The following is a 17,127-nucleotide window of genomic DNA, read 5'->3' on the forward strand; positions in this document are numbered from 1 at the left end:
CACCGGTGCCGCCGTACTTTCGGAAGGCATGCGCATCCGGGCATGCGGCTGGGCTTCAAACCCAGTAGGGGGCGTCGATCGTTCCCTGGTAGGTTCGACTCCTGCTGCCTTCCGCCATTCGTGTTTCCGCAGGAGATGTCGGCATGGCCACGCACGCGCAGTCCCCCGCTCCTTCAACGGCCGATGTCCCACAACGACTGACGTCTCTCGCGCATGGCGGTGGCTGCGGCTGCAAGATCGCGCCGGGCGTGCTGGCTGATCTGCTGCGCAGGGTCCCCGCGCTTCCGGCACCGGCTGAGCTGCTGGTCGGCCGCGAGACCAGCGACGACGCGGCGGTGTATCGCCTTGATGACCATCAGGCGATCGTCGCCACTACCGACTTCTTCATGCCGATTGTCGACGACCCGTTCGACTTCGGCCGCATCGCCGCCACCAACGCGCTGTCAGACCTGTATGCGATGGGCGCGCGCCCGCTGTTCGCGCTGGCCATCGTCGGCATGCCGATCAACACCCTGCCGCAGGACACCATCCGCGGCATCCTGCAGGGTGGCGAGCGCGCCTGCGCCGATGCCGGCATCGTGGTTGCCGGCGGCCACAGCATCGATTCGGTGGAACCCATCTACGGCCTGGCCGCGATCGGCGTGCTCGATCCGCAGCGGCTCAAGCGCAATGCCGATGCCCGCGCCGGTGATGTGCTGGTGCTGGGCAAGCCGTTGGGCGTGGGCGTGTATTCATCGGCGCTGAAGAAAGAAGTCCTGGATGCCGAGGGCTACCGGCAGATGATCGCGTCGACTACCCGCTTGAACAGCGTGGGCGTGCCACTGGCCGCGCTGGACGGCGTGCACGCGATGACCGACGTCACCGGCTTCGGCCTGCTCGGCCACCTGCTGGAAGTGTGCCGCGCCAGCGGCGTCGCCGCCGAAGTGGACAGTGCACAGGTGCCGCTGCTGCCGCAGAGCCTGGACCTGCTGCAGCGTGGCTGCGTGACCGGTGCCTCCAACCGCAACTGGGCCTCGTATGGCGCCGAGGTGTGCTTCGCCGAGGGCTTGGCCGCCCAGTGGCAGCCACTGCTGACCGATCCGCAGACCAGTGGCGGGCTGCTGGTGTCCTGTGCCCCGGAAGCGGTGGATGCGGTGCTGGCCTGCTTCCACGATGCCGGATTCGGCCAGGCGGCCGTGGTGGGGCGCTTGAGCGGGGGAGCGCCGGCCGTCAGGGTGCACTGATGCACTGATGCGCTGAAACAACAAGGGCACCCGAAGGCGCCCCTGCTGTACGGCTGGATGCAACATCACTCGATGTTCTGCACCTGTTCGCGGATCTGGTCGATCAACACTTTCAGCTCCACCGCCGCATTGGACGTACGGCTGTCCACCGACTTGGAGCCCAGCGTATTGGCTTCGCGGTTGAACTCCTGCAGCAGGAAGTCCAGGCGGCGGCCGACCGGTTCGCGCTGCTTGAGCACGCGCCGGATCTCGACGATATGGCTGCCGAGGCGGTCCAGCTCTTCATCCACGTCCAGCTTCTGCAGCCACAGCACCAGTTCCTGCTCGGCGCGGCCGGGGTCGACCGGGTGTGGCAGGTCGGCCAGGCGTGCGGCCAGCTTGGCGCGCTGCCCGTCGCGAATGGCCGGAATCAGGGTGCGGACTTCGGTGGCGATGCGTTCGATGCCGTCCACACGCTCGCTGATGGCCGCGGCCAGCTTGCCACCTTCGCGCTCACGGGCCTCGACGAAGCCGTCCAGCACCTGGTCCAGCAGGGCCAGCGCCTCGACCTGCAGGGCGGCGGCATCCGTGGCCTCGCCGCGGGTCACGCCCGGCAACTGCAGCAGATCGGTGAAGCTGACCTGCAGGTTCGGGAAATCGGAGGTCAGGCGGTGGGCCAGGCGGCCCAGCTGGCCCAGCAGGGCCTCGTCCACCTGCAGGTTTGCCGCCGCTTCCGGCGCGCGCAGGCGCATCACCAGATCCAGCTTGCCGCGGCTCAGGCGTGCGGCAATGCGCTCGCGCAGCTGCGGCTCCAGCGCCCGCAGTTCCTCGGGCAGGCGGGTTCCGACCTCCAGGAAGCGGTGGTTGACCGAGCGCAGCTCGCAGCCCAGCGTGCCCCACGGGGTGACCCGCTCGCCGCCGGCGTAGGCGGTCATGCTTCGAATCATGGATTGTGTCCGGTGCGTGCAAAGGGGGAATGGTACCCTAGCGCCCTCACCAGAGCCCCCTTGCCCGCCCCGTGAAGGCCGCGGGCGTGGCGGCGTACTCCCACGCCATTACGGAACCCGCACCATGTCCGATTCCCGCCCCAGCGGCCGCCAGCCCGACCAGCTCCGCCCGGTCGTCATCCAACGCGGCTTCACCCGCCACGCCGAAGGTTCGGTGCTGGTGTGCTTCGGTGAAACCCGTGTGCTGTGCACCGCCAGCGTCGAGAACCGCGTGCCGGGCTTCCTGCGCGGCAAGGGCGAAGGCTGGGTGACCGCCGAGTACGGCATGCTGCCGCGCGCCACCCACACCCGCAGCGACCGCGAAGCGGCCCGTGGCAAGCAGGGTGGCCGCACGCTGGAGATCCAGCGCCTGATCGGCCGCAGCCTGCGTGCCTGCGTGGATCGCAACGCGCTGGGCGAGCGCACCATCACCCTCGACTGCGACGTGCTGCAGGCCGACGGTGGCACCCGCACCGCTGCCATCACCGGCGCCTACGTGGCGCTGGTCGATGCGGTGAACGTGCTGATGAAGCGTGGCGACATCAAGCGCAACCCGATCCTGGGCGCAGTGGCCGCCGTGTCGGTGGGCGTGTACCGCGGCACCCCGGTGCTGGACCTGGACTACGCCGAAGACAGCGACTGCGACACCGACATGAACGTCGTGATGAACGATGGCGGCGGCTTCATCGAGCTGCAGGGCACCGCCGAAGGCCATGCCTTCCGCCGCGATGAACTGGACGCGCTGCTGGGCCTGGCCGAAAAGGGCGTGCGCGAGCTGCTGGACGCGCAGCAGGCGGCGCTGTCGGCATGAACCGCCGCATCGCCCTGGCCACCCTGGTGGTGGCCGACTATGACGAAGCCATTGCCTGGTACACCGGCAAGCTCGGCTTCGCGCTGCTGGAGGACATCGACCAGGGCCACAAGCGCTGGGTGGTGGTCGGCCCGACCGACGGCAGCGCTGCCGCCCTGCTGCTGGCCCGTGCCAGCGACGAGGAACAGCGCAGCCGCATCGGCAACCAGACCGGTGGCCGGGTCGCCTTCTTCCTCAACACCGACGACTTCCACCGCGACCACGCCGCGATGCTGGCTGCCGGGGTCGAGTTCCTGGAAGCGCCGCGCGAAGAACCCTATGCAACGGTCGCGGTGTTCCGCGATCTTTATGGCAACACCTGGGACCTGCTGGAGCCCCGTCAATGAAGAAACTGGTACTGGCCAGCCACAACGCCGGCAAGCTGGTGGAGATGCAGGAGATCCTCGCCGACCTGCCGCTGCAGATCACCTCGGCCGCCGAACTGGGCCTGGGCGATGTGGAAGAAACCGGCCTGACCTTCGTCGAGAACGCGCTGCTGAAGGCGCGCGCGGCCTGCGAAGCGACCGGCCTGCCGGCGCTGGCCGATGATTCGGGCCTGATCGTCGATGCCCTCGGCGGTGCACCGGGCCTGTACAGCGCGCGCTATGCCGGCCACCCGACCAATGCTGCAGCCAACAACGCCAAGCTGCTGGACGCGATGGCCGACGTTCCCGATGGTCAGCGCAGCGCCCGCTTCTATGCGGTGATCGTGCTGCTGCGCCACGCCAGCGACCCGCAGCCACTGATCTGCGAGGGCCGCTGGGAGGGCCAGATCATCCGCGAACTGCGTGGCACGAATGGCTTCGGCTACAACCCGGTGTTCCTGGACACCACCCACGGCCTGACCGCTGCAGAAATGGAGCCGGCCCTGAAGAACGCCATCAGCCACCGTGCCCTCGCCCTGCAGCAGCTCAAGCAGCAGCTGGCCACCTGGCTTTGACGCCTTGCTGAATACCCCAGGGAAGCCGGCCAGCGGCCGGCACTACCGATGACGCCCATGCCGCACGCCCACGACCACTGCAACCACCTGCCCGGCGAAGCCTGCCCAGGCGACCATGAGACCGCGCCGCGCCTGGTACCACCGCCACTGTCGCTGTACGTGCACCTGCCGTGGTGCGTGCGCAAGTGCCCGTACTGCGATTTCAATTCGCACCAGGCCAAGGGCGAGCTGCCGTTCGATGCCTACATCGATGCACTGCTGCGCGACCTCGACCAGGACCTGCCGCTGGTCTGGGGCCGGGTGGTGCACAGCGTGTTCTTCGGTGGCGGCACGCCCAGCCTGTTCCCGCCGGAAGCGATCGACCGCTTCCTGCAGCAGGCCAGCGCCCGCCTGCGCTTTGCACCCAATGCCGAAATCACCCTGGAAACCAACCCGGGCACGGCCGAGCATGGCCGTTTCGACCGCTACCGCGCAGCCGGCGTGAACCGCCTCAGCTTCGGCATCCAGAGTTTCGACGATGCGATGCTCAAGCGCCTGGGCCGCATCCACGACAGTGGCGAAGCCGAGCGCGCGGTGAAGATGGCGCAGGACGCGGGCTACGACAACTTCAACATCGACCTGATGTACGCGCTGCCGGAACAGACCCTGGCCGGTGCCGAGGCCGATCTTGAACGCGCGTTCGCGCTGCAGCCGGCGCACATCTCGCACTACCAGCTGACCCTGGAACCGAACACGGTGTTCTTCGCGCGGCCGCCGCAGGGCATACCCGATGAAGACAACGCCTGGGACATGCAGGAACACTGCCAGGCACTGCTGGCGCAGGCCGGTTTCGGCCAGTACGAGGTCAGCGCCTACGCACGCCCCGGCCGGCAGAGCGCGCACAACCTGAACTACTGGCGCTTCGGCGACTACCTGGGCATCGGTGCCGGCGCGCACGGCAAGATCAGCTCGGGTGCCGAGGAACACGTGCTGCGCCGCTGGAAGCTGAAGCATCCGCAGGCTTACCTGGACAGTGCCGGTACTCCGGGCTCGTTCGGGGGCGACGATGTGATCGCACCCGAGCGCCTGCCGTTCGAGTACATGCTCAACCTGCTGCGCCTGCACGAAGGTTTCAGCCTGCGCGATTTCGAGTCGCGTACCGGGCTGCCGCGCAGCGTGCTGGACGCCCCCCTGGCCGAGGCGGTCCAGCACGGCTGGCTGGAAGTGACCGACGGCCATGTGCGGCCGACTGAACTGGGCCGCCGCTTCACCAACGATGTGGTGAGCCTGTTCCTGGAGGCGTGATCCCTGCCGCGGCAACGGGTAGTGCCGGCCGCTGGCCGGCGCAGGCAAGCGACATTCACCCTAAAGTAGCGCCAACCGCGGCCGACACGGTAGATTCACAGAATCGATCCGCGGGAATCCGGGTACCGCTCGCCGATGTCAGCTGTCTTTTCCATCACCTCTGCCGACAAAGCCCGCCTGGCCGCCAGCGACCTGCCACCGCGGGTGCGTGAGCTGCTGGGTGCATTGATCGGCCTGTGCCGGCAAACGCTGGCCGCCCCCCTGATCCTGACCGTCGAAGCGCTGGAGCAGACGCTGCTGCACGACGCCGACCGCGCGCGCAATCCCATGCAGCAGGCGGACCTGATGGCCCAGCGTGGCCAGCTGCATGCCTTCGCCGGCCATTTCGCCGACCGCATGCTCGATGCCGTGGCCGAGGCGCTGGCGACCCTGCGCGCGCCGTCCACCGCCGCTGCAGCCAACGCCACGCCACCGCCCCTGCCAGGCACGCTCGGCCTTTCACTGGTCGATGAGCACGAGGTTGATCGCGACCTGCTGCTGACCGAGATGGTGCGCCGGGAGACGCTGCGCTCGGCCAACACGCTGAACCTGCTGGGCCAGCGCCTGGGTGTGCTCGCTGCGGCGCCCACCTTCGAGGCCGATACCCTGCCCCTGGCACCACAGGCCCTGTGCACGATGGTGCGCCGGATCGCCGAGCAGGACGCCCTCGGGGTGGAGGTGCAGCTTGCGCTGTACCGCAGCTTCGAACGGCAGGTGCTGGAACGCCTGGGCGAAGTGCTGGACCGCGCCAATGCGCTGCTGGCCCAGCACGGCGTGCTGCCGGGGCTGGTCTACACCCCGTACCTGGCACGCTCGTCGAGTACCCGGCGGATCCTCACCCAGTCGGTGGGCGGTGGCCGCGCAACCCAGCCTGCCAAGCGTGCCGCCGCACCACTGACGGGCTGGAACGGCTCCGCTGCCGCCGGTTCCTGGTCGAACCTGGTGCAGGATGCCTTCAACGATGCGGTCACCCCGGGTGCCGCAACTCCCGGCGTGACCACGTCCACCGGCAGTGCGCTGCATGAACTGCTGCAACAGGCGCGCCACGCCACGGCGCCCCCCGCAGAGGCTGCTGCCGTGCCCAGTGCGGCGGTCGACGCGGTCCTCGCGCGCCTGCAGGCCCAGTCCAGCGCGGCCACCGGCGTCGTCGACCTGCAGGCGGCGGTGGTCGCCCAGCTGCGCAGCGAGCACGGCGCGCAGGCCCAGTTGGGCAGCCACGACCGCGACAACCTCGACCTGCTGCGCCTGCTGATGCAGCAGGTACAGCAGCAGCAGCGTCCCGACCCGGTGCCGGCGGCCCTGCTGGCGCGCCTGCAGGTGCCGCTGGCGCGCGCGGCGATGGCCGACCCCGGCTTCTTCGTGCGCGACGAACACCCTGCACGCGAACTGCTCAACCAGATTGCAGAAGTCGGCGCGAACTGGCTGGGCGACGATGATGTTGACCCCCAGCTGCTGCAGCGCATGGCGCAGAGCGTGCAGGGCCTGCTCAGCCAGGATGCGCGCTCGCCCGAGGCCTTCGCCACCGCCAACGAAGACGTGCAGCAGCACCAGCGCGCGGCGGCCCACCGCGCCGAACTGGCCGAGCGCCGTCACGTCGAAGCCGCGCGTGGCAAGGAACGGCTGGAACTGGCGCGCCGCCAGGCCAATGCACAGATCGACCAGTGCTGCGACGCACAGGAACCGCCGCGCTTCGTGCAGACCCTGCTGCGCCAGGCCTGGGCCGATGCACTCACCCTCACCCGCCTGCGCCATGGCGACGATTCACTGCAATGGCAGGAGCGCCTGCAGCAGACCCAGCGCATCGCTGCGATCACGGCACAGGCCGTCGATGGCCCCGGCGGCACCGATGCCGCACTCGCCGCGGACGTCGAGGCCGCCCTGCTGCAGGTCGGCTACCACGCCGAGGAAGCCGCCGCCGTCGCTCGCCGGCTGGCCACGCCCGGCGGCGAGGACGAAAGCACCTCGCGTACCGAACTCAGCGCCCGCCTGAAGGCGCGTGCGCGCCTGGGCGAGCATGCCGGCACGACGGCCGGCACGGCGCCCGCGACACCGCGCAGCAGTGCCGAAGAAGCCGCTTACCAGCAGCTGTGCACCCTGCCGTTCGGCAGCTGGTTCGACATCGATGCCGGTGATGGCACGCTGCGTCGCCAGCGCCTTTCCTGGTACAGCCTGCTGACCGGCCACGCCCTGTTCGTCAATCCACGCGGGCAGAAGATCGTCGACACCGATCTGGATACGCTGGCCCGGCAGATCAGCGCTGGGCACGCGCAGCTGGTCACCGAAGACAAGGCCCGGCTGGTCGACCGCGCCTGGGAAGCCAGCCTGGGCACATTGCGCGCACTGGCAGCCAGCCGCACGCAGGAGACCCACGCATGAAAGCCGTACCGCCGCAGGACACACGCCGCGCGCCCCGCCGCCAGGTCTCGGACCTGGTGCCGGTCACTGACCAGATGCGCGAATGCGTGGTCGGTCGTCTCGGCAATGTCTCTGAAACCGGCATGCTGATGCTGGCCAGCGCGCCACTGCGCGAGGATGCGCTGTACCAGCTGCGCTTCCCGCTGCCGCTGGGCGATGGCCGCCAACAGGACATCGATGTGGGCGTGCACCTGCTGTGGAGCGAGCCCGCGCATGCCCCCGGCCAGAGCTGGACCGGCTTCCGGTTCCTCACCCTGTCGCGCGAACACCGGCAGCTGCTGCGCCAGTGGGTAGGCGAAGACAGCGACGAGGGGCAGGTTTCGACGACCTGAGTGCCGGTTCCAGCACAGCGGTTTTTCCCGGTATGCGGCAGAATCTAGGGCCGTTTCCCGTGTCGAGCCACCGCAATGATCCAGCAAGACCCCGGCGCCCTGTATCCCGACCACCTGGCCGTGCTGTGCCGACGTGCCGAACAGGCGCTGGCCCGCGGCGGCTTCGATCATCTGGTGGTGCCCAGCGGCACCCTGCACTACCAGGTGTTCGATGATCGCGACTATCCCTATGCCGCCAATCCGCAGTTCAAGGCCTGGCTGCCACTGACCCGCGTACCCAACAGCTGGATCGTGTTCACCCCCGGCAAGCGCCCGGCGGTGATCTTCCACCAGCCCTTCGACTACTGGCACGTGGTGCCGGATGCGCCGAGCGGCTGGTGGGTGGACCACTTCGACATCCACATCATCCGCACGCCGGAAGAGGCGCTGGCCCTGCTGCCGGCCGACCCGTCGCGCTGCGCGATCCTCGGCGAGCCGCAGAGCGCACTGGGCAACTACGTGCCGAACAACCCGGCGCCCGTGGTGAATTACCTGGAATGGCACCGCGGCAGCAAGACGCCGTATGAAATCGCGCTGATGCGCCAGGCGCAGGTGCTGGGTGTGCGCGGCCACCGCGCCGCCGAAGCCGCGTTCCGCAACGGTGCCGACGAGTTCAGCATCCACATGGCGTACTGCCAGGCCGTCGGCCAGGATGCCAACGAGCTGCCCTACGGCAACATCGTGGCACTGAACGAACATGCCGCCGTGCTGCATTACACCGAGCTGGGCCGCAAGGCACCGCAACCGCTGCGCAGCTTCCTGATCGATGCGGGTGCCAGCGCGCACGGTTACGCCAGCGACATCACCCGTACCTACGCCGCGCACGGCCACGACGAATTCGCAGCGATGATCGCCGCCGTCGACGCCGCCCAGCAGCAGATGTGCGCAGCCGTGCGCCCCGGCTTCGACTACAAGCAGCTGCACGTGGACGCACATCTTTCGCTGATGGGCGTGCTGAAGGACTTCGGGGTGATCAAGGTGTCGCCGCAGACCGCGCTGGAAACCGGCGTCAGCGCCGCGTTCTTCCCGCACGGCATCGGCCACCTGATCGGCCTGCAGGTGCACGACGTGGCGGGTTTCGCAGCCAGCGACGAAGGCGGTCGCATCGAGCGCCCGGCCGGCCACCCGTACCTGCGCCTGACCCGCGTGCTGGAACCGGGCATGGTGGTGACCATCGAACCGGGCCTGTACTTCATCGACATGCTGTTGAACGAAGTGAAGGACGCCGGCCATGGCGATGCGATCAACTGGGAGCGCGTGGACTTCTTCCGTCCGTATGGCGGCATCCGCATCGAAGACGAAGTGCTGTGCACCGAGGGCGAAGCGGACAACCTGACGCGGCCGGAGTTTGCGGCGGCGAACGGCTGAGCCCCTCGTGGTTGGTCGCTGAAATCAAAAGCCGCGCTTGGCGGGGCGGGGTGGGTTCGCGGGGGACGCCGTGAATCCATCCCTGGAGGCTTGGCCGCGGCATCCATGCCGCGGACACCCCCGCGAACCCACCCCGCCCCACCTCTGACAGTTTCTTGCGCGCGTTCAACCACGGAAAAGAAAGAAGAAGAGCAAAAGCGGGTCTCTCGCTGCGCTCGCTCTGTGTCGACCAAGGTCGACACCTACCAACAGCCGCGCGTTCCAACGGCCGCAGTCGCCAGTAGATCCACGCCATGCGTGGAGGATTCATTCGATATCTGACAGATGTGCCGACCAACGGTCGGCACCCACCAACAGCCGCGTGAACCTGTCGAAGGCGGGGCACTGTGGGTCTGCGGGGTGTGAGCCGCATGGATGCGGCGACCAAGCCTCCAGGGATGGATTCACGGCGTCCCCGCAAACCCACAGTGCCCCGCCATCCCACGGAATGCCCGCCGTTGCTGTTGCTCTTGCGTGTAGCGGATGCAGGGCTGCAAGCCCTGCAGAAAAGCCCCTTACCCCGCCATCACCGCTTCGATCTCATCGGCGCTGCGCGCCAGGCCTTCGGTCAGCACGCGATGGCCGTCGTCGGTGATCAGCACGTCATCCTCGGTACGGATGCCGATACCGCGCCAGCGCGGCTCCACCGTCGTGTCGTCCACGCCGATGTACAGCCCCGGCTCGATGGTGAACGCCATGCCCGGCTCCAGCAGGCGCGAATCGCCCGCCAAGCGGTAGTCGCCCACGTCGTGCACATCCAGCCCGATCCAGTGCCCGGTCTTGTGCCGGTAGAAACGCTGGTACAGGCCTTCGGACAGGTTCTTTTCCAGCGTGCCCTTCAGCAGGCCCAGCCGCAGCAGGCCCTCGGTCAGGGTCTGCACCGCCGCGAGGTGACCGGCCTCGTATGGCACGCCCGGCTGGGCCTGGGCCAGCGCCGCAGCCTGTGCCTCGCCGACCAGGTCATGCAGCGCGCGTTGTTCGGCACTGAAGCGGCCGTTCACCGGGAACGTACGGGTGATGTCACTGGCATAGCCGCGGTATTCGGCACCGGCATCGATCAGCACCAGTTCGCCATCACGCGAACGTGCGTTGTTGTCGCGGTAATGCAGGATGCAGCCGTTGCGGCCGGCACCGACGATGCTGCAATAGGCTGGCACTGCGTCGTTGGCGCGGAACACGCGCTCCAGTTCCGCCTGCAGTTCGTACTCGTGGATGCCCGCCCTGGCGGCCTTCATCGCGGCCAGATGCGCACGCACGCTGATCTGCGCGGCGTGGTGCATCAGCGCCACTTCTGCACCTGATTTGAACAGGCGCTGCTCGTGCAGCAGGTGCCCCAGTTCCAGGAACTCATGCGGTGGCTGTGCGCCGTGGCGCACCTGCGAGCGCACGCGGTTGACCCAACCGATCAGCTTGAGGTCGAAATCGGCATCGCGGCCGAAGTGGTAGTAAACGCGCGAGCGCCCTTCCAGCAGGCCTGGCAGGATGTCGTCCAGATCATCGATCGGGTAGGCATCGTCCATGCCGTACTGCGCCACTGCCCCTTCCTGGCCGGCGCGACTGCCGTCCCAGGCCTCGCGCTCGGCATCGCGCTCGCGGCAGAACAGGATGGCCTCGCCGTGGCGGCGGCCCGGAATCAGCACCAGCACTGCTTCCGGTTCCGGGAAACCGCTCAGGTACTGGAAGTCCGAATCCTGCCGGAACGGATAGTGGGTATCGAGGCTGCGCACCTTCTCGGCCGCGGCCGGCAGTACCAGGATCGCGTCCTCGCCGGCCATGTCCATCAGCTGGCGGCGACGACGCTTGTATTCGCCGGCCGCGATGCCGGTGCGCTGCTTGATGTCCATCAGTTCAAGCGCTGCCGATGACGCGAGGCCAGCACCACGTCGCCGTGCAGCAGCAGTACTGCCACGCGGATGAATTCCTCGATCTCCGACAGGGCTTCTTCGTCATCGTCGCCACCGGCCTCGAAATCCTCGCTGGAGGCACGGGCCAGGCTGGCCATGTCGGTCAGCGCTTCTTCGCCCTCTTCGGACAGGGCCGGGCGGCGACCGCCGCTGCCCAGGCCGAAGCCGCCCAGGAACGAGCGGGTCCAGCTGAACATGGCATCAGCCTGCGCGGACACGTCGTCGCCGTCGGTCAACAGCAGTTCGAAGGCGAAGTCGCGGTCTTCCAGCTGCTTGATGGTGGCCTGCAGCAGCTGCCCCAGCACGCTGTCGGCGGCCACCGGCGGCAGGTTGTCGTCGGCCAGCACCCGCGCCGGCCAGTCATTGCCGGGGGCGCCGCCCGCGGCCAGCCAGCCACACAGCGCACCATGCAGCTCGGCAGCGGTGGCGCCCAGGCCCAGTTCCTGGCTGGCGCGGGTAACGTCGTCGACGGAGGGAAGTTCGGTCATCGTGCGGCTCGTTCGGAAAGGAAACCCGGGGCGCGCACGCGCGCGCCCGTGAGACCCCGTAGTGTAGCAACCCCGCAGCATCCTCTCTGCGGCCGCCAGGCCTTGCTGCGACAACGCTTGACCGCCCTTACCCGGCTTGCCTATCGTGCCTGCATGGAACCCGCCGATCCCCTTGCCCAGCTGCAGGACTTCGCCGCCCGCGTGGAAGCGTTGCTTGAACGCAACCAGCGCTTGGCCGAGGAGAACCGCAGCCTGCGCCACCAGCAGGAACAGCTGGTGGCCGAGCGTTCCACGCTGCTGGCCAAGAACGAGCAGGCACGCTCGCGGGTGGAAGCAATGATCAGCCGGCTCAAATCCCTGGAGCAGCACACATGAGCGCCGAACCGGTCAGTGTCCGCATCCTCGATCGTGAATACACCGTGGGTGTTGGCGGCGATGAACGCGACAGCCTGATGGCCGCCGCGCGCCTGCTCGATGCGCGCATGCGCGAAATCCGCGGCAGCAATCGCATGGCCGCCGTCGACCGCGTCGCCGTGCTGGCCGCACTGAACCTGGCCCACGAACTGCAGCTGCTGCGCGACGAGAACGCCCGCCAGGCAGTGGCCCTGCAGCAGACGCTGGCCGACCTGAACCGGCGCCTGGACCGCGCGATCGACGCCCCCCCATAGAAAAAGGGGACGGAGGGAATTAAGGCGCATTCGCCCCTTCCGTGCTGGAAACGTCTTAATTCCCTCCGTCCCCTTTTTCGCGTATCTGAATTGGCACGGACTGTTGCCGACGAACGGCCTATCCAGATCCTGCACGCTGGCTATAATGGCCACGCGTTCTCTGCGGTACTCGACGGCATGTGCAAACATTCGCCTTGTCCCTTAAGAACGACACCGGGAGCGCGACAGCGCCGGGAGTGCAGGTCCGCCTTGTAGCGGGAAGCCCGATGGTTCTCCAGCGTTCCCACTTGAGCCCCCGGGTTCAAGGTCGTTTCGCATGCATCGACATTGCGGAGAATGCAATATTCCAGCAAGGGCGGCGTCTTCGGGCGTCGCCCTTGTTCTTTCCGGCACAATGGCGGCTGATCCTTGCCGCACGCTGCCATGACCGACCCGCGCCAGGCCCTGCGCCACGACCTGCGGCAACGCCGCCGCGACCTTTCCGCCGGTGAGCGCATTGCCGCCGCCGAATCGCTTGCCGAGTCTCTGCTCGCCCTGCCGTTCGCCCCGCGCGAAGGCGCCGTGGCCGGCTACTGGGCGCTGGATGGCGAAATCGCCCTGCACCGCTGGCAGCTGCAATTGCCCGAGGGACTCACCTACTGCCTGCCGGTGCTGGCCGGCGACGTGCTGCGCTTCGCGCCGTGGCGGCCCGGGCAGCCGCTGACCAGCAACCGCTATGGCATTCCCGAGCCGGACGTGGCCATGGAGGACACCCTGGAACCGGCGCAGATGGCGCTGGTGGTGGCCCCGCTGGTGGGCTTCGACACGCAGTGCCAGCGGCTGGGCATGGGGGGCGGCTGGTATGATCGCAGCTTCGCCTTCCGCCACGACCGGCCGGCGCCGCCCTGGCTGGTCGGTGCAGCGTTCGCGGTGCAGCAGGTCGAGTCCTTGCCGGTGGCGTCGTGGGACGTGCCGGTGGATGCGATCTGCACTGAAGAAGGCACCCTGTTCCCCTCCGCTGCCCCTGTGAACGCATGACCGCCCGCAAGCGCTACTGGCTGATGAAGTCCGAACCGGACGCCTTCTCCATCGATGACCTGGCCAAGGTCAAGGTCGAACCCTGGAACGGGGTGCGCAACTACCAGGCGCGCAATTTCATGCGCGATGGCATGCAGGTGGGCGACGGCATCCTGTTCTACCACTCCAATACCAAGGTCCCCGGCATCGTGGGGCTGGCCACGGTGGCCAGCACGGCCTACCCGGACGACACCCAGTTCGACCCGACATCCGATTACCACGACCCCAAGAGCACGCGCGAGAACCCGCGCTGGATGCTGGTGGACGTGGCCTTCGACCGCAAGCTCAAGCAGGTGATCGCGCTGGACGAGATCAAGCTGCACGCCGACGAACTCGGCGAAGGCTTCCCGCTGGTTGCCAAGGGCAACCGCCTGTCGGTGTTCCCGGTGACCGCCGCGCAGTGGAAGCTGCTGCTGTCGCTGGAAAAGAAATCCTGATCCCCTGCCTGAGAGTTCTCCCATGTCCGAAGCCAAGCGCCTGGCCGCCGAGAAAGCCATCGAGTACGTTGAAGACGGCATGATCGTCGGTGTCGGCACCGGTTCCACCGTGGCCTATTTCATCGATGCCCTTGCCCGCATCCAGCACCGCATCAAGGGGGCCGTGTCCAGCTCCGAACAGAGCACCGCGCGCCTGAAGCAGCACGGCATCGAGGTGATCGAGCTGAACCACAGCGGCAACCTGTCGCTGTACGTCGACGGCGCCGATGAGTGCGACGCCAACAAGTGCCTGATCAAGGGCGGTGGCGCCGCGCTCACCCGCGAGAAGATCATCGCCGAGGCCAGCGAGCGCTTCATCTGCATCATCGACCCGAGCAAGCAGGTGCCGGTGCTGGGCAGGTTCCCGCTGCCGGTGGAAGTGATCCCGATGGCGCGCAGCCTGGTCGCCCGCCAGATCCGCGACATGACCGGCGGCCAGCCGACCTGGCGCGAAGGCGTGATCACCGATAACGGCAACCAGATCCTGGACATCCACAACCTGCAGATCACCGATCCGGAAAAGCTGGAGCGCGAGCTGAACCAGCTGCCGGGCGTGGTCTGCGTCGGCCTGTTCGCGCGCCGCCGCGCCGATGTGGTGATCGTCGGCGGCGAACCGCCGGTCGTGCTCTGACCCTTTCGAAGGATCCTGACGATGTCGCTGCTGCGTTCGCTGCTGATGCTTCCGCTGCTGGCCCTGGCCGGTTGTGCCACCGATGCGGCCCGCCACTGGGTCGAGCTGGAGGGTGCCCGCTACCAGGTCGAGCTGGCCACCAACGATGAAACCCGCGCGCGCGGACTGATGTTCCGCGACCAGATGTCGGCCGACCACGGCATGCTGTTCATCCACGACCGCGAAGAAATGCAGGCGTACTGGATGAAGAACACCAGGATCGCGCTGGACATCCTGTACTTCGACAGCCAGCGCAAGCTGGTCAGCCAGCAGCGCGACGTACCGCCGTGCTCGGCCGGCGACATGTGCCCGCCCTACCCCAGCGGCGGCCCAGCGCGCTATGTGCTGGAGCTCAACGCCGGCCAGGCCGAGAAGCTCAAGCTGAAGGATGGCACGGAGCTGAAGCTCGGACCGGGCATCGAGTAACAAGGGTTCTGCCAGCGGTAGTGCCGGCCGCTGGCCGGCAATCCTGCCGGGGTCAGATCCCTTTCGCACGCGAAAGGGATCTGACCCCTGAATTTTTCACGCGGCACCGCTTGAAACCGCCTGCGAATGACGCCAGTCTGTGGCCATGCAGGACCGGATCACACTCCCCGACTGGGATGCACTGGCCGACCTCGAAGACGAGGCGCTGCCACTGCTGCCGACCGCGCTGCTGATCGCGCGCGATGAATACCCCGATCTGCAGCCGTCGACCTACGACGCACTGATCCAGAGCCATGTCGACCACCTCCGCTCGGAAGTGGACAGCATCGACAACAGCCCGCTGAAGATGGCGGCGATCAACCGCCACCTGTTCGACGAGCTGGGCTACAGCGGCGACCACGACGAGTACTACGACCCGCGCAACAGCTACCTCAACCAGGTCTTCGAGCGCCGCCTGGGCAACCCGATCTCGCTGGCACTGGTGCAGATGGAAGTCGCGCGCCGGCTGGGCATTCCGCTCGACGGCGTGTCCTTTCCCGGCCACTTCCTGGTGCGCCTGCCGGTAGACGACGGCGTGCTGGTGATGGACCCGTTCAACGGTGGCCGCCCGCTGGACGTGGACGAACTGCGCGAACGCGCCAAGTCACATCTGGGTGGGCAAATGCCGGACGACCAGGTACTGGCGCAGATCCTGGACCCGGCGCCGGCGCGTGCGATCCTGATGCGCATGCTGCGCAACCTGCATGGCGTGTACGCCGAAGCCGGCGAATGGGACCGTGCCGCGCGCAGTGCCGACCGCCTGCTGAAGCTGGCCCCGGAGCAGGACGACGCGCTGCGCGACCGCGGCCTGGCCTACCTGCAGCTGGAATACCTGGCCGGTGCCCGCCACGACCTGGGGCAGTACCTGAAGCGCAACCCGGAAGCCAGCGATGCGCAGTGGCTGCGCGAGAAGCTGATCGACCTCGGCGGACCGGTGCCGCGGTTGCATTGAAGGTGTCAGTGTGTGGATCAACGGTCCACACCCACCGGAGGGGCCGGGTGGCCCACCCGTCAATCGACCTCGACCATCTCGAAATCGGCCTTGGTCACGCCACAGTCCGGGCAGGTCCAGGTCTCGGGAATGTCCTCCCAGCGCGTCCCCGGCGCGATGCCCTCCTCCGGCAGGCCGTCCGCTTCGCTGTAAAGGAAGCCGCAGACCACGCACATCCAGGTGCGCAAGGTGGTGGGGGTGGCATCGCTCATCGGATAATCAGGGCTGGATTCACGGGCCGCCATTGTCCCATCGCGGTCCACTCACCGGTAGCCATCGATGACTTCTGCTTCCCCGGCGCCCCGCGGCGTCTACCTGATCACCCCGGACGAGCCCGATACCGCGCGCCTGCTGGCCCGTACCGCGCCGCTGCTGGCTGCGGGCGCCACCTGGCTGCAGTACCGCAACAAGACCGCCAGTGACGCGCTGCGGCGGGAGCAGGCCACCGCCCTGCAGGCGCTGTGCGTGGAACACGGCGTGCCGCTGATCGTCAACGACGACCCGGCACTGGCCAAGGCAGTCGGCGCCGCCGGCGTGCACCTGGGCGGCACCGACGGTGACATCCCCAGCGCGCGCGCCCTGCTCGGCCCCGAAGCCATCATCGGCGCTTCCTGCTACGACCAGCTGGCCAATGCCGAGCAGGCCGTGGCCGCCGGTGCCAGCTACGTGGCCTTCGGCGCCTTCTTCCCGACCACCACCAAGATCACCAGCAGCCGCGCCCATACCGACCTGCTGCGGCAAAGCGCCGCACTGGGCGTGCCGCGGGTGGCGATCGGCGGCCTGACGCCGGACAATGTCGGTCCCATCATCGACGCTGGCGCCGATCTGGTCGCCGTGGTCAGCAGCGTGTTCGCCGCCGAAGACCCGCTTGCGGTCCAGCGCGCCTACCTCGCCCAGTTCGCGTAATGCCCAGGA

General features: G+C 68.0%; 20 protein-coding genes, 1 tRNA gene and 1 other RNA gene. 18 read left to right on the forward strand and 4 right to left on the reverse strand.

Features of this window, described 5'->3' with window-relative positions:
• Positions 1-21 precede the first annotated feature (21 nt).
• Together B9Y82_RS14705 and selD are read left to right on the forward strand one after the other, a co-directional pair.
• A tRNA-Sec gene (locus tag B9Y82_RS14705) sits at positions 22-117 on the forward strand.
• Between the two features lie 26 nt (positions 118-143).
• Positions 144-1,223 carry a selenide, water dikinase SelD gene (selD, locus tag B9Y82_RS14710; RefSeq protein WP_100473799.1) on the forward strand — a complete coding sequence of 360 codons (1,080 nt, stop codon included), beginning with the start codon at positions 144-146 and terminating at the stop codon, positions 1,221-1,223.
• Positions 1,224-1,288: 65 nt separating this feature from the next.
• On the opposite strand, the gene B9Y82_RS14715 is transcribed toward selD, so the two are convergent.
• Complete coding sequence (locus B9Y82_RS14715; protein WP_005410888.1) at positions 1,289-2,149, reverse strand: YicC/YloC family endoribonuclease; 861 nt, start codon at positions 2,147-2,149, stop codon at positions 1,289-1,291.
• A gap of 124 nt (positions 2,150-2,273) precedes the next feature.
• On the opposite strand from B9Y82_RS14715, the gene rph reads away from it, so the two are divergent.
• The 7 genes from rph to pepQ all read left to right on the forward strand — a co-directional run bounded on the left by rph (position 2,274) and on the right by pepQ (position 9,455).
• Complete coding sequence (gene rph / locus B9Y82_RS14720) at positions 2,274-2,999, forward strand: ribonuclease PH (RefSeq protein ID WP_012512000.1); 726 nt, start codon at positions 2,274-2,276, stop codon at positions 2,997-2,999.
• Positions 2,996-3,385, forward strand: coding sequence for a VOC family protein (locus B9Y82_RS14725; protein ID WP_100473800.1), 390 nt, complete (start codon positions 2,996-2,998; stop codon positions 3,383-3,385). Before rph ends, B9Y82_RS14725 begins: the two co-directional genes overlap by 4 nt.
• Entirely contained in the window at positions 3,382-3,978 is a 597-nt protein-coding gene (rdgB, locus tag B9Y82_RS14730) for an RdgB/HAM1 family non-canonical purine NTP pyrophosphatase (protein ID WP_100473801.1), read from the forward strand. The genes B9Y82_RS14725 and rdgB overlap by 4 nt, the downstream gene beginning before the upstream one ends.
• Positions 3,979-4,035: 57 nt before the next feature.
• Entirely contained in the window at positions 4,036-5,262 is a 1,227-nt protein-coding gene (hemW, locus tag B9Y82_RS14735) for a radical SAM family heme chaperone HemW (RefSeq protein WP_100473802.1), read from the forward strand.
• A 135-nt stretch (positions 5,263-5,397) separates the two neighbouring features.
• Positions 5,398-7,677 (forward strand): DUF1631 family protein, encoded by a 2,280-nt coding sequence (locus tag B9Y82_RS14740; protein ID WP_100473803.1) that lies wholly within the window; start codon positions 5,398-5,400, stop codon positions 7,675-7,677.
• Positions 7,674-8,048: a PilZ domain-containing protein gene (locus B9Y82_RS14745; protein ID WP_100473804.1), complete on the forward strand. Its 375-nt coding sequence runs from the start codon at positions 7,674-7,676 to the stop codon at positions 8,046-8,048. Before B9Y82_RS14740 ends, B9Y82_RS14745 begins: the two co-directional genes overlap by 4 nt.
• Before the next feature lie 75 nt (positions 8,049-8,123).
• Complete coding sequence (gene pepQ, locus B9Y82_RS14750) at positions 8,124-9,455, forward strand: Xaa-Pro dipeptidase (RefSeq protein ID WP_100473805.1); 1,332 nt, start codon at positions 8,124-8,126, stop codon at positions 9,453-9,455.
• Between the two features lie 554 nt (positions 9,456-10,009).
• On the opposite strand, the gene B9Y82_RS14755 is transcribed toward pepQ, so the two are convergent.
• Both B9Y82_RS14755 and B9Y82_RS14760 read right to left on the reverse strand, forming a co-directional pair.
• A complete protein-coding gene (locus B9Y82_RS14755) occupies positions 10,010-11,332 on the reverse strand; it encodes an aminopeptidase P N-terminal domain-containing protein (protein ID WP_100475244.1) in 1,323 nt (440 codons plus the stop codon).
• 5 nt (positions 11,333-11,337) lie between these two features.
• Positions 11,338-11,886: a YecA family protein gene (locus B9Y82_RS14760; protein WP_100473806.1), complete on the reverse strand. Its 549-nt coding sequence runs from the start codon at positions 11,884-11,886 to the stop codon at positions 11,338-11,340.
• 153 nt (positions 11,887-12,039) lie between these two features.
• Here B9Y82_RS14760 and B9Y82_RS14765 point away from each other — a divergent pair, with 153 nt between their 5' ends.
• The 8 genes from B9Y82_RS14765 to B9Y82_RS14800 all read left to right on the forward strand — a co-directional run bounded on the left by B9Y82_RS14765 (position 12,040) and on the right by B9Y82_RS14800 (position 16,173).
• Complete coding sequence (locus B9Y82_RS14765; RefSeq protein ID WP_005410898.1) at positions 12,040-12,261, forward strand: TIGR02449 family protein; 222 nt, start codon at positions 12,040-12,042, stop codon at positions 12,259-12,261.
• The gene (locus B9Y82_RS14770; RefSeq protein ID WP_100473807.1) at positions 12,258-12,554 is read left to right on the forward strand and encodes a cell division protein ZapA; all 297 of its coding nucleotides are present in this window, start codon (positions 12,258-12,260) and stop codon (positions 12,552-12,554) included. Before B9Y82_RS14765 ends, B9Y82_RS14770 begins: the two co-directional genes overlap by 4 nt.
• Before the next feature lie 154 nt (positions 12,555-12,708).
• Positions 12,709-12,894, forward strand: a non-coding RNA gene (ssrS, locus tag B9Y82_RS14775) — 6S RNA.
• Between the two features lie 83 nt (positions 12,895-12,977).
• Positions 12,978-13,571 (forward strand): 5-formyltetrahydrofolate cyclo-ligase, encoded by a 594-nt coding sequence (locus tag B9Y82_RS14780; RefSeq protein WP_100473808.1) that lies wholly within the window; start codon positions 12,978-12,980, stop codon positions 13,569-13,571.
• Complete coding sequence (locus B9Y82_RS14785) at positions 13,568-14,047, forward strand: EVE domain-containing protein (RefSeq protein WP_100473809.1); 480 nt, start codon at positions 13,568-13,570, stop codon at positions 14,045-14,047. The genes B9Y82_RS14780 and B9Y82_RS14785 overlap by 4 nt, the downstream gene beginning before the upstream one ends.
• A gap of 22 nt (positions 14,048-14,069) precedes the next feature.
• Positions 14,070-14,717 carry a ribose-5-phosphate isomerase RpiA gene (gene rpiA / locus B9Y82_RS14790; protein WP_100473810.1) on the forward strand — a complete coding sequence of 216 codons (648 nt, stop codon included), beginning with the start codon at positions 14,070-14,072 and terminating at the stop codon, positions 14,715-14,717.
• Positions 14,718-14,738: 21 nt separating this feature from the next.
• Positions 14,739-15,182, forward strand: coding sequence for a DUF192 domain-containing protein (locus B9Y82_RS14795; protein WP_100473811.1), 444 nt, complete (start codon positions 14,739-14,741; stop codon positions 15,180-15,182).
• 145 nt (positions 15,183-15,327) lie between these two features.
• Entirely contained in the window at positions 15,328-16,173 is an 846-nt protein-coding gene (locus B9Y82_RS14800; protein ID WP_100473812.1) for a SirB1 family protein, read from the forward strand.
• 59 nt (positions 16,174-16,232) lie between these two features.
• Here the strand turns inward: B9Y82_RS14800 and B9Y82_RS14805 are convergent, their stop codons facing one another.
• Entirely contained in the window at positions 16,233-16,457 is a 225-nt protein-coding gene (locus B9Y82_RS14805) for a rubredoxin (RefSeq protein WP_006467103.1), read from the reverse strand.
• 34 nt (positions 16,458-16,491) lie between these two features.
• Here B9Y82_RS14805 and thiE point away from each other — a divergent pair, with 34 nt between their 5' ends.
• On the forward strand, positions 16,492-17,118 hold the full coding sequence (thiE, locus tag B9Y82_RS14810; RefSeq protein ID WP_100473813.1) for a thiamine phosphate synthase: 627 nt from the start codon (positions 16,492-16,494) through the stop codon (positions 17,116-17,118).
• Positions 17,119-17,127: the final 9 nt, after the last annotated feature.

The organism is Stenotrophomonas maltophilia (genome assembly GCF_002799155.1).
GTDB classification, from domain to species: domain Bacteria; phylum Pseudomonadota; class Gammaproteobacteria; order Xanthomonadales; family Xanthomonadaceae; genus Stenotrophomonas; species Stenotrophomonas maltophilia_R.

Bases quoted from the DNA above. Each gene is read 5' to 3' on its own strand.
- selD (WP_100473799.1), top strand. From the start codon at position 144: ATGGCCACGCACGCGCAGTCCCCCGCTCCTTCAACGGCCGATGTCCCA.
- B9Y82_RS14715 (WP_005410888.1), bottom strand. From the start codon at position 2,149: ATGATTCGAAGCATGACCGCCTACGCCGGCGGCGAGCGGGTCACCCCG.
- rph (WP_012512000.1), top strand. From the start codon at position 2,274: ATGTCCGATTCCCGCCCCAGCGGCCGCCAGCCCGACCAGCTCCGCCCG.
- B9Y82_RS14725 (WP_100473800.1), top strand. From the start codon at position 2,996: ATGAACCGCCGCATCGCCCTGGCCACCCTGGTGGTGGCCGACTATGAC.
- rdgB (WP_100473801.1), top strand. From the start codon at position 3,382: ATGAAGAAACTGGTACTGGCCAGCCACAACGCCGGCAAGCTGGTGGAG.
- hemW (WP_100473802.1), top strand. From the start codon at position 4,036: ATGCCGCACGCCCACGACCACTGCAACCACCTGCCCGGCGAAGCCTGC.
- B9Y82_RS14740 (WP_100473803.1), top strand. From the start codon at position 5,398: ATGTCAGCTGTCTTTTCCATCACCTCTGCCGACAAAGCCCGCCTGGCC.
- B9Y82_RS14745 (WP_100473804.1), top strand. From the start codon at position 7,674: ATGAAAGCCGTACCGCCGCAGGACACACGCCGCGCGCCCCGCCGCCAG.
- pepQ (WP_100473805.1), top strand. From the start codon at position 8,124: ATGATCCAGCAAGACCCCGGCGCCCTGTATCCCGACCACCTGGCCGTG.
- B9Y82_RS14760 (WP_100473806.1), bottom strand. From the start codon at position 11,886: ATGACCGAACTTCCCTCCGTCGACGACGTTACCCGCGCCAGCCAGGAA.
- B9Y82_RS14765 (WP_005410898.1), top strand. From the start codon at position 12,040: ATGGAACCCGCCGATCCCCTTGCCCAGCTGCAGGACTTCGCCGCCCGC.
- B9Y82_RS14770 (WP_100473807.1), top strand. From the start codon at position 12,258: ATGAGCGCCGAACCGGTCAGTGTCCGCATCCTCGATCGTGAATACACC.
- B9Y82_RS14780 (WP_100473808.1), top strand. From the start codon at position 12,978: ATGACCGACCCGCGCCAGGCCCTGCGCCACGACCTGCGGCAACGCCGC.
- B9Y82_RS14785 (WP_100473809.1), top strand. From the start codon at position 13,568: ATGACCGCCCGCAAGCGCTACTGGCTGATGAAGTCCGAACCGGACGCC.
- rpiA (WP_100473810.1), top strand. From the start codon at position 14,070: ATGTCCGAAGCCAAGCGCCTGGCCGCCGAGAAAGCCATCGAGTACGTT.
- B9Y82_RS14795 (WP_100473811.1), top strand. From the start codon at position 14,739: ATGTCGCTGCTGCGTTCGCTGCTGATGCTTCCGCTGCTGGCCCTGGCC.
- B9Y82_RS14800 (WP_100473812.1), top strand. From the start codon at position 15,328: ATGCAGGACCGGATCACACTCCCCGACTGGGATGCACTGGCCGACCTC.
- B9Y82_RS14805 (WP_006467103.1), bottom strand. From the start codon at position 16,457: ATGGCGGCCCGTGAATCCAGCCCTGATTATCCGATGAGCGATGCCACC.
- thiE (WP_100473813.1), top strand. From the start codon at position 16,492: ATGACTTCTGCTTCCCCGGCGCCCCGCGGCGTCTACCTGATCACCCCG.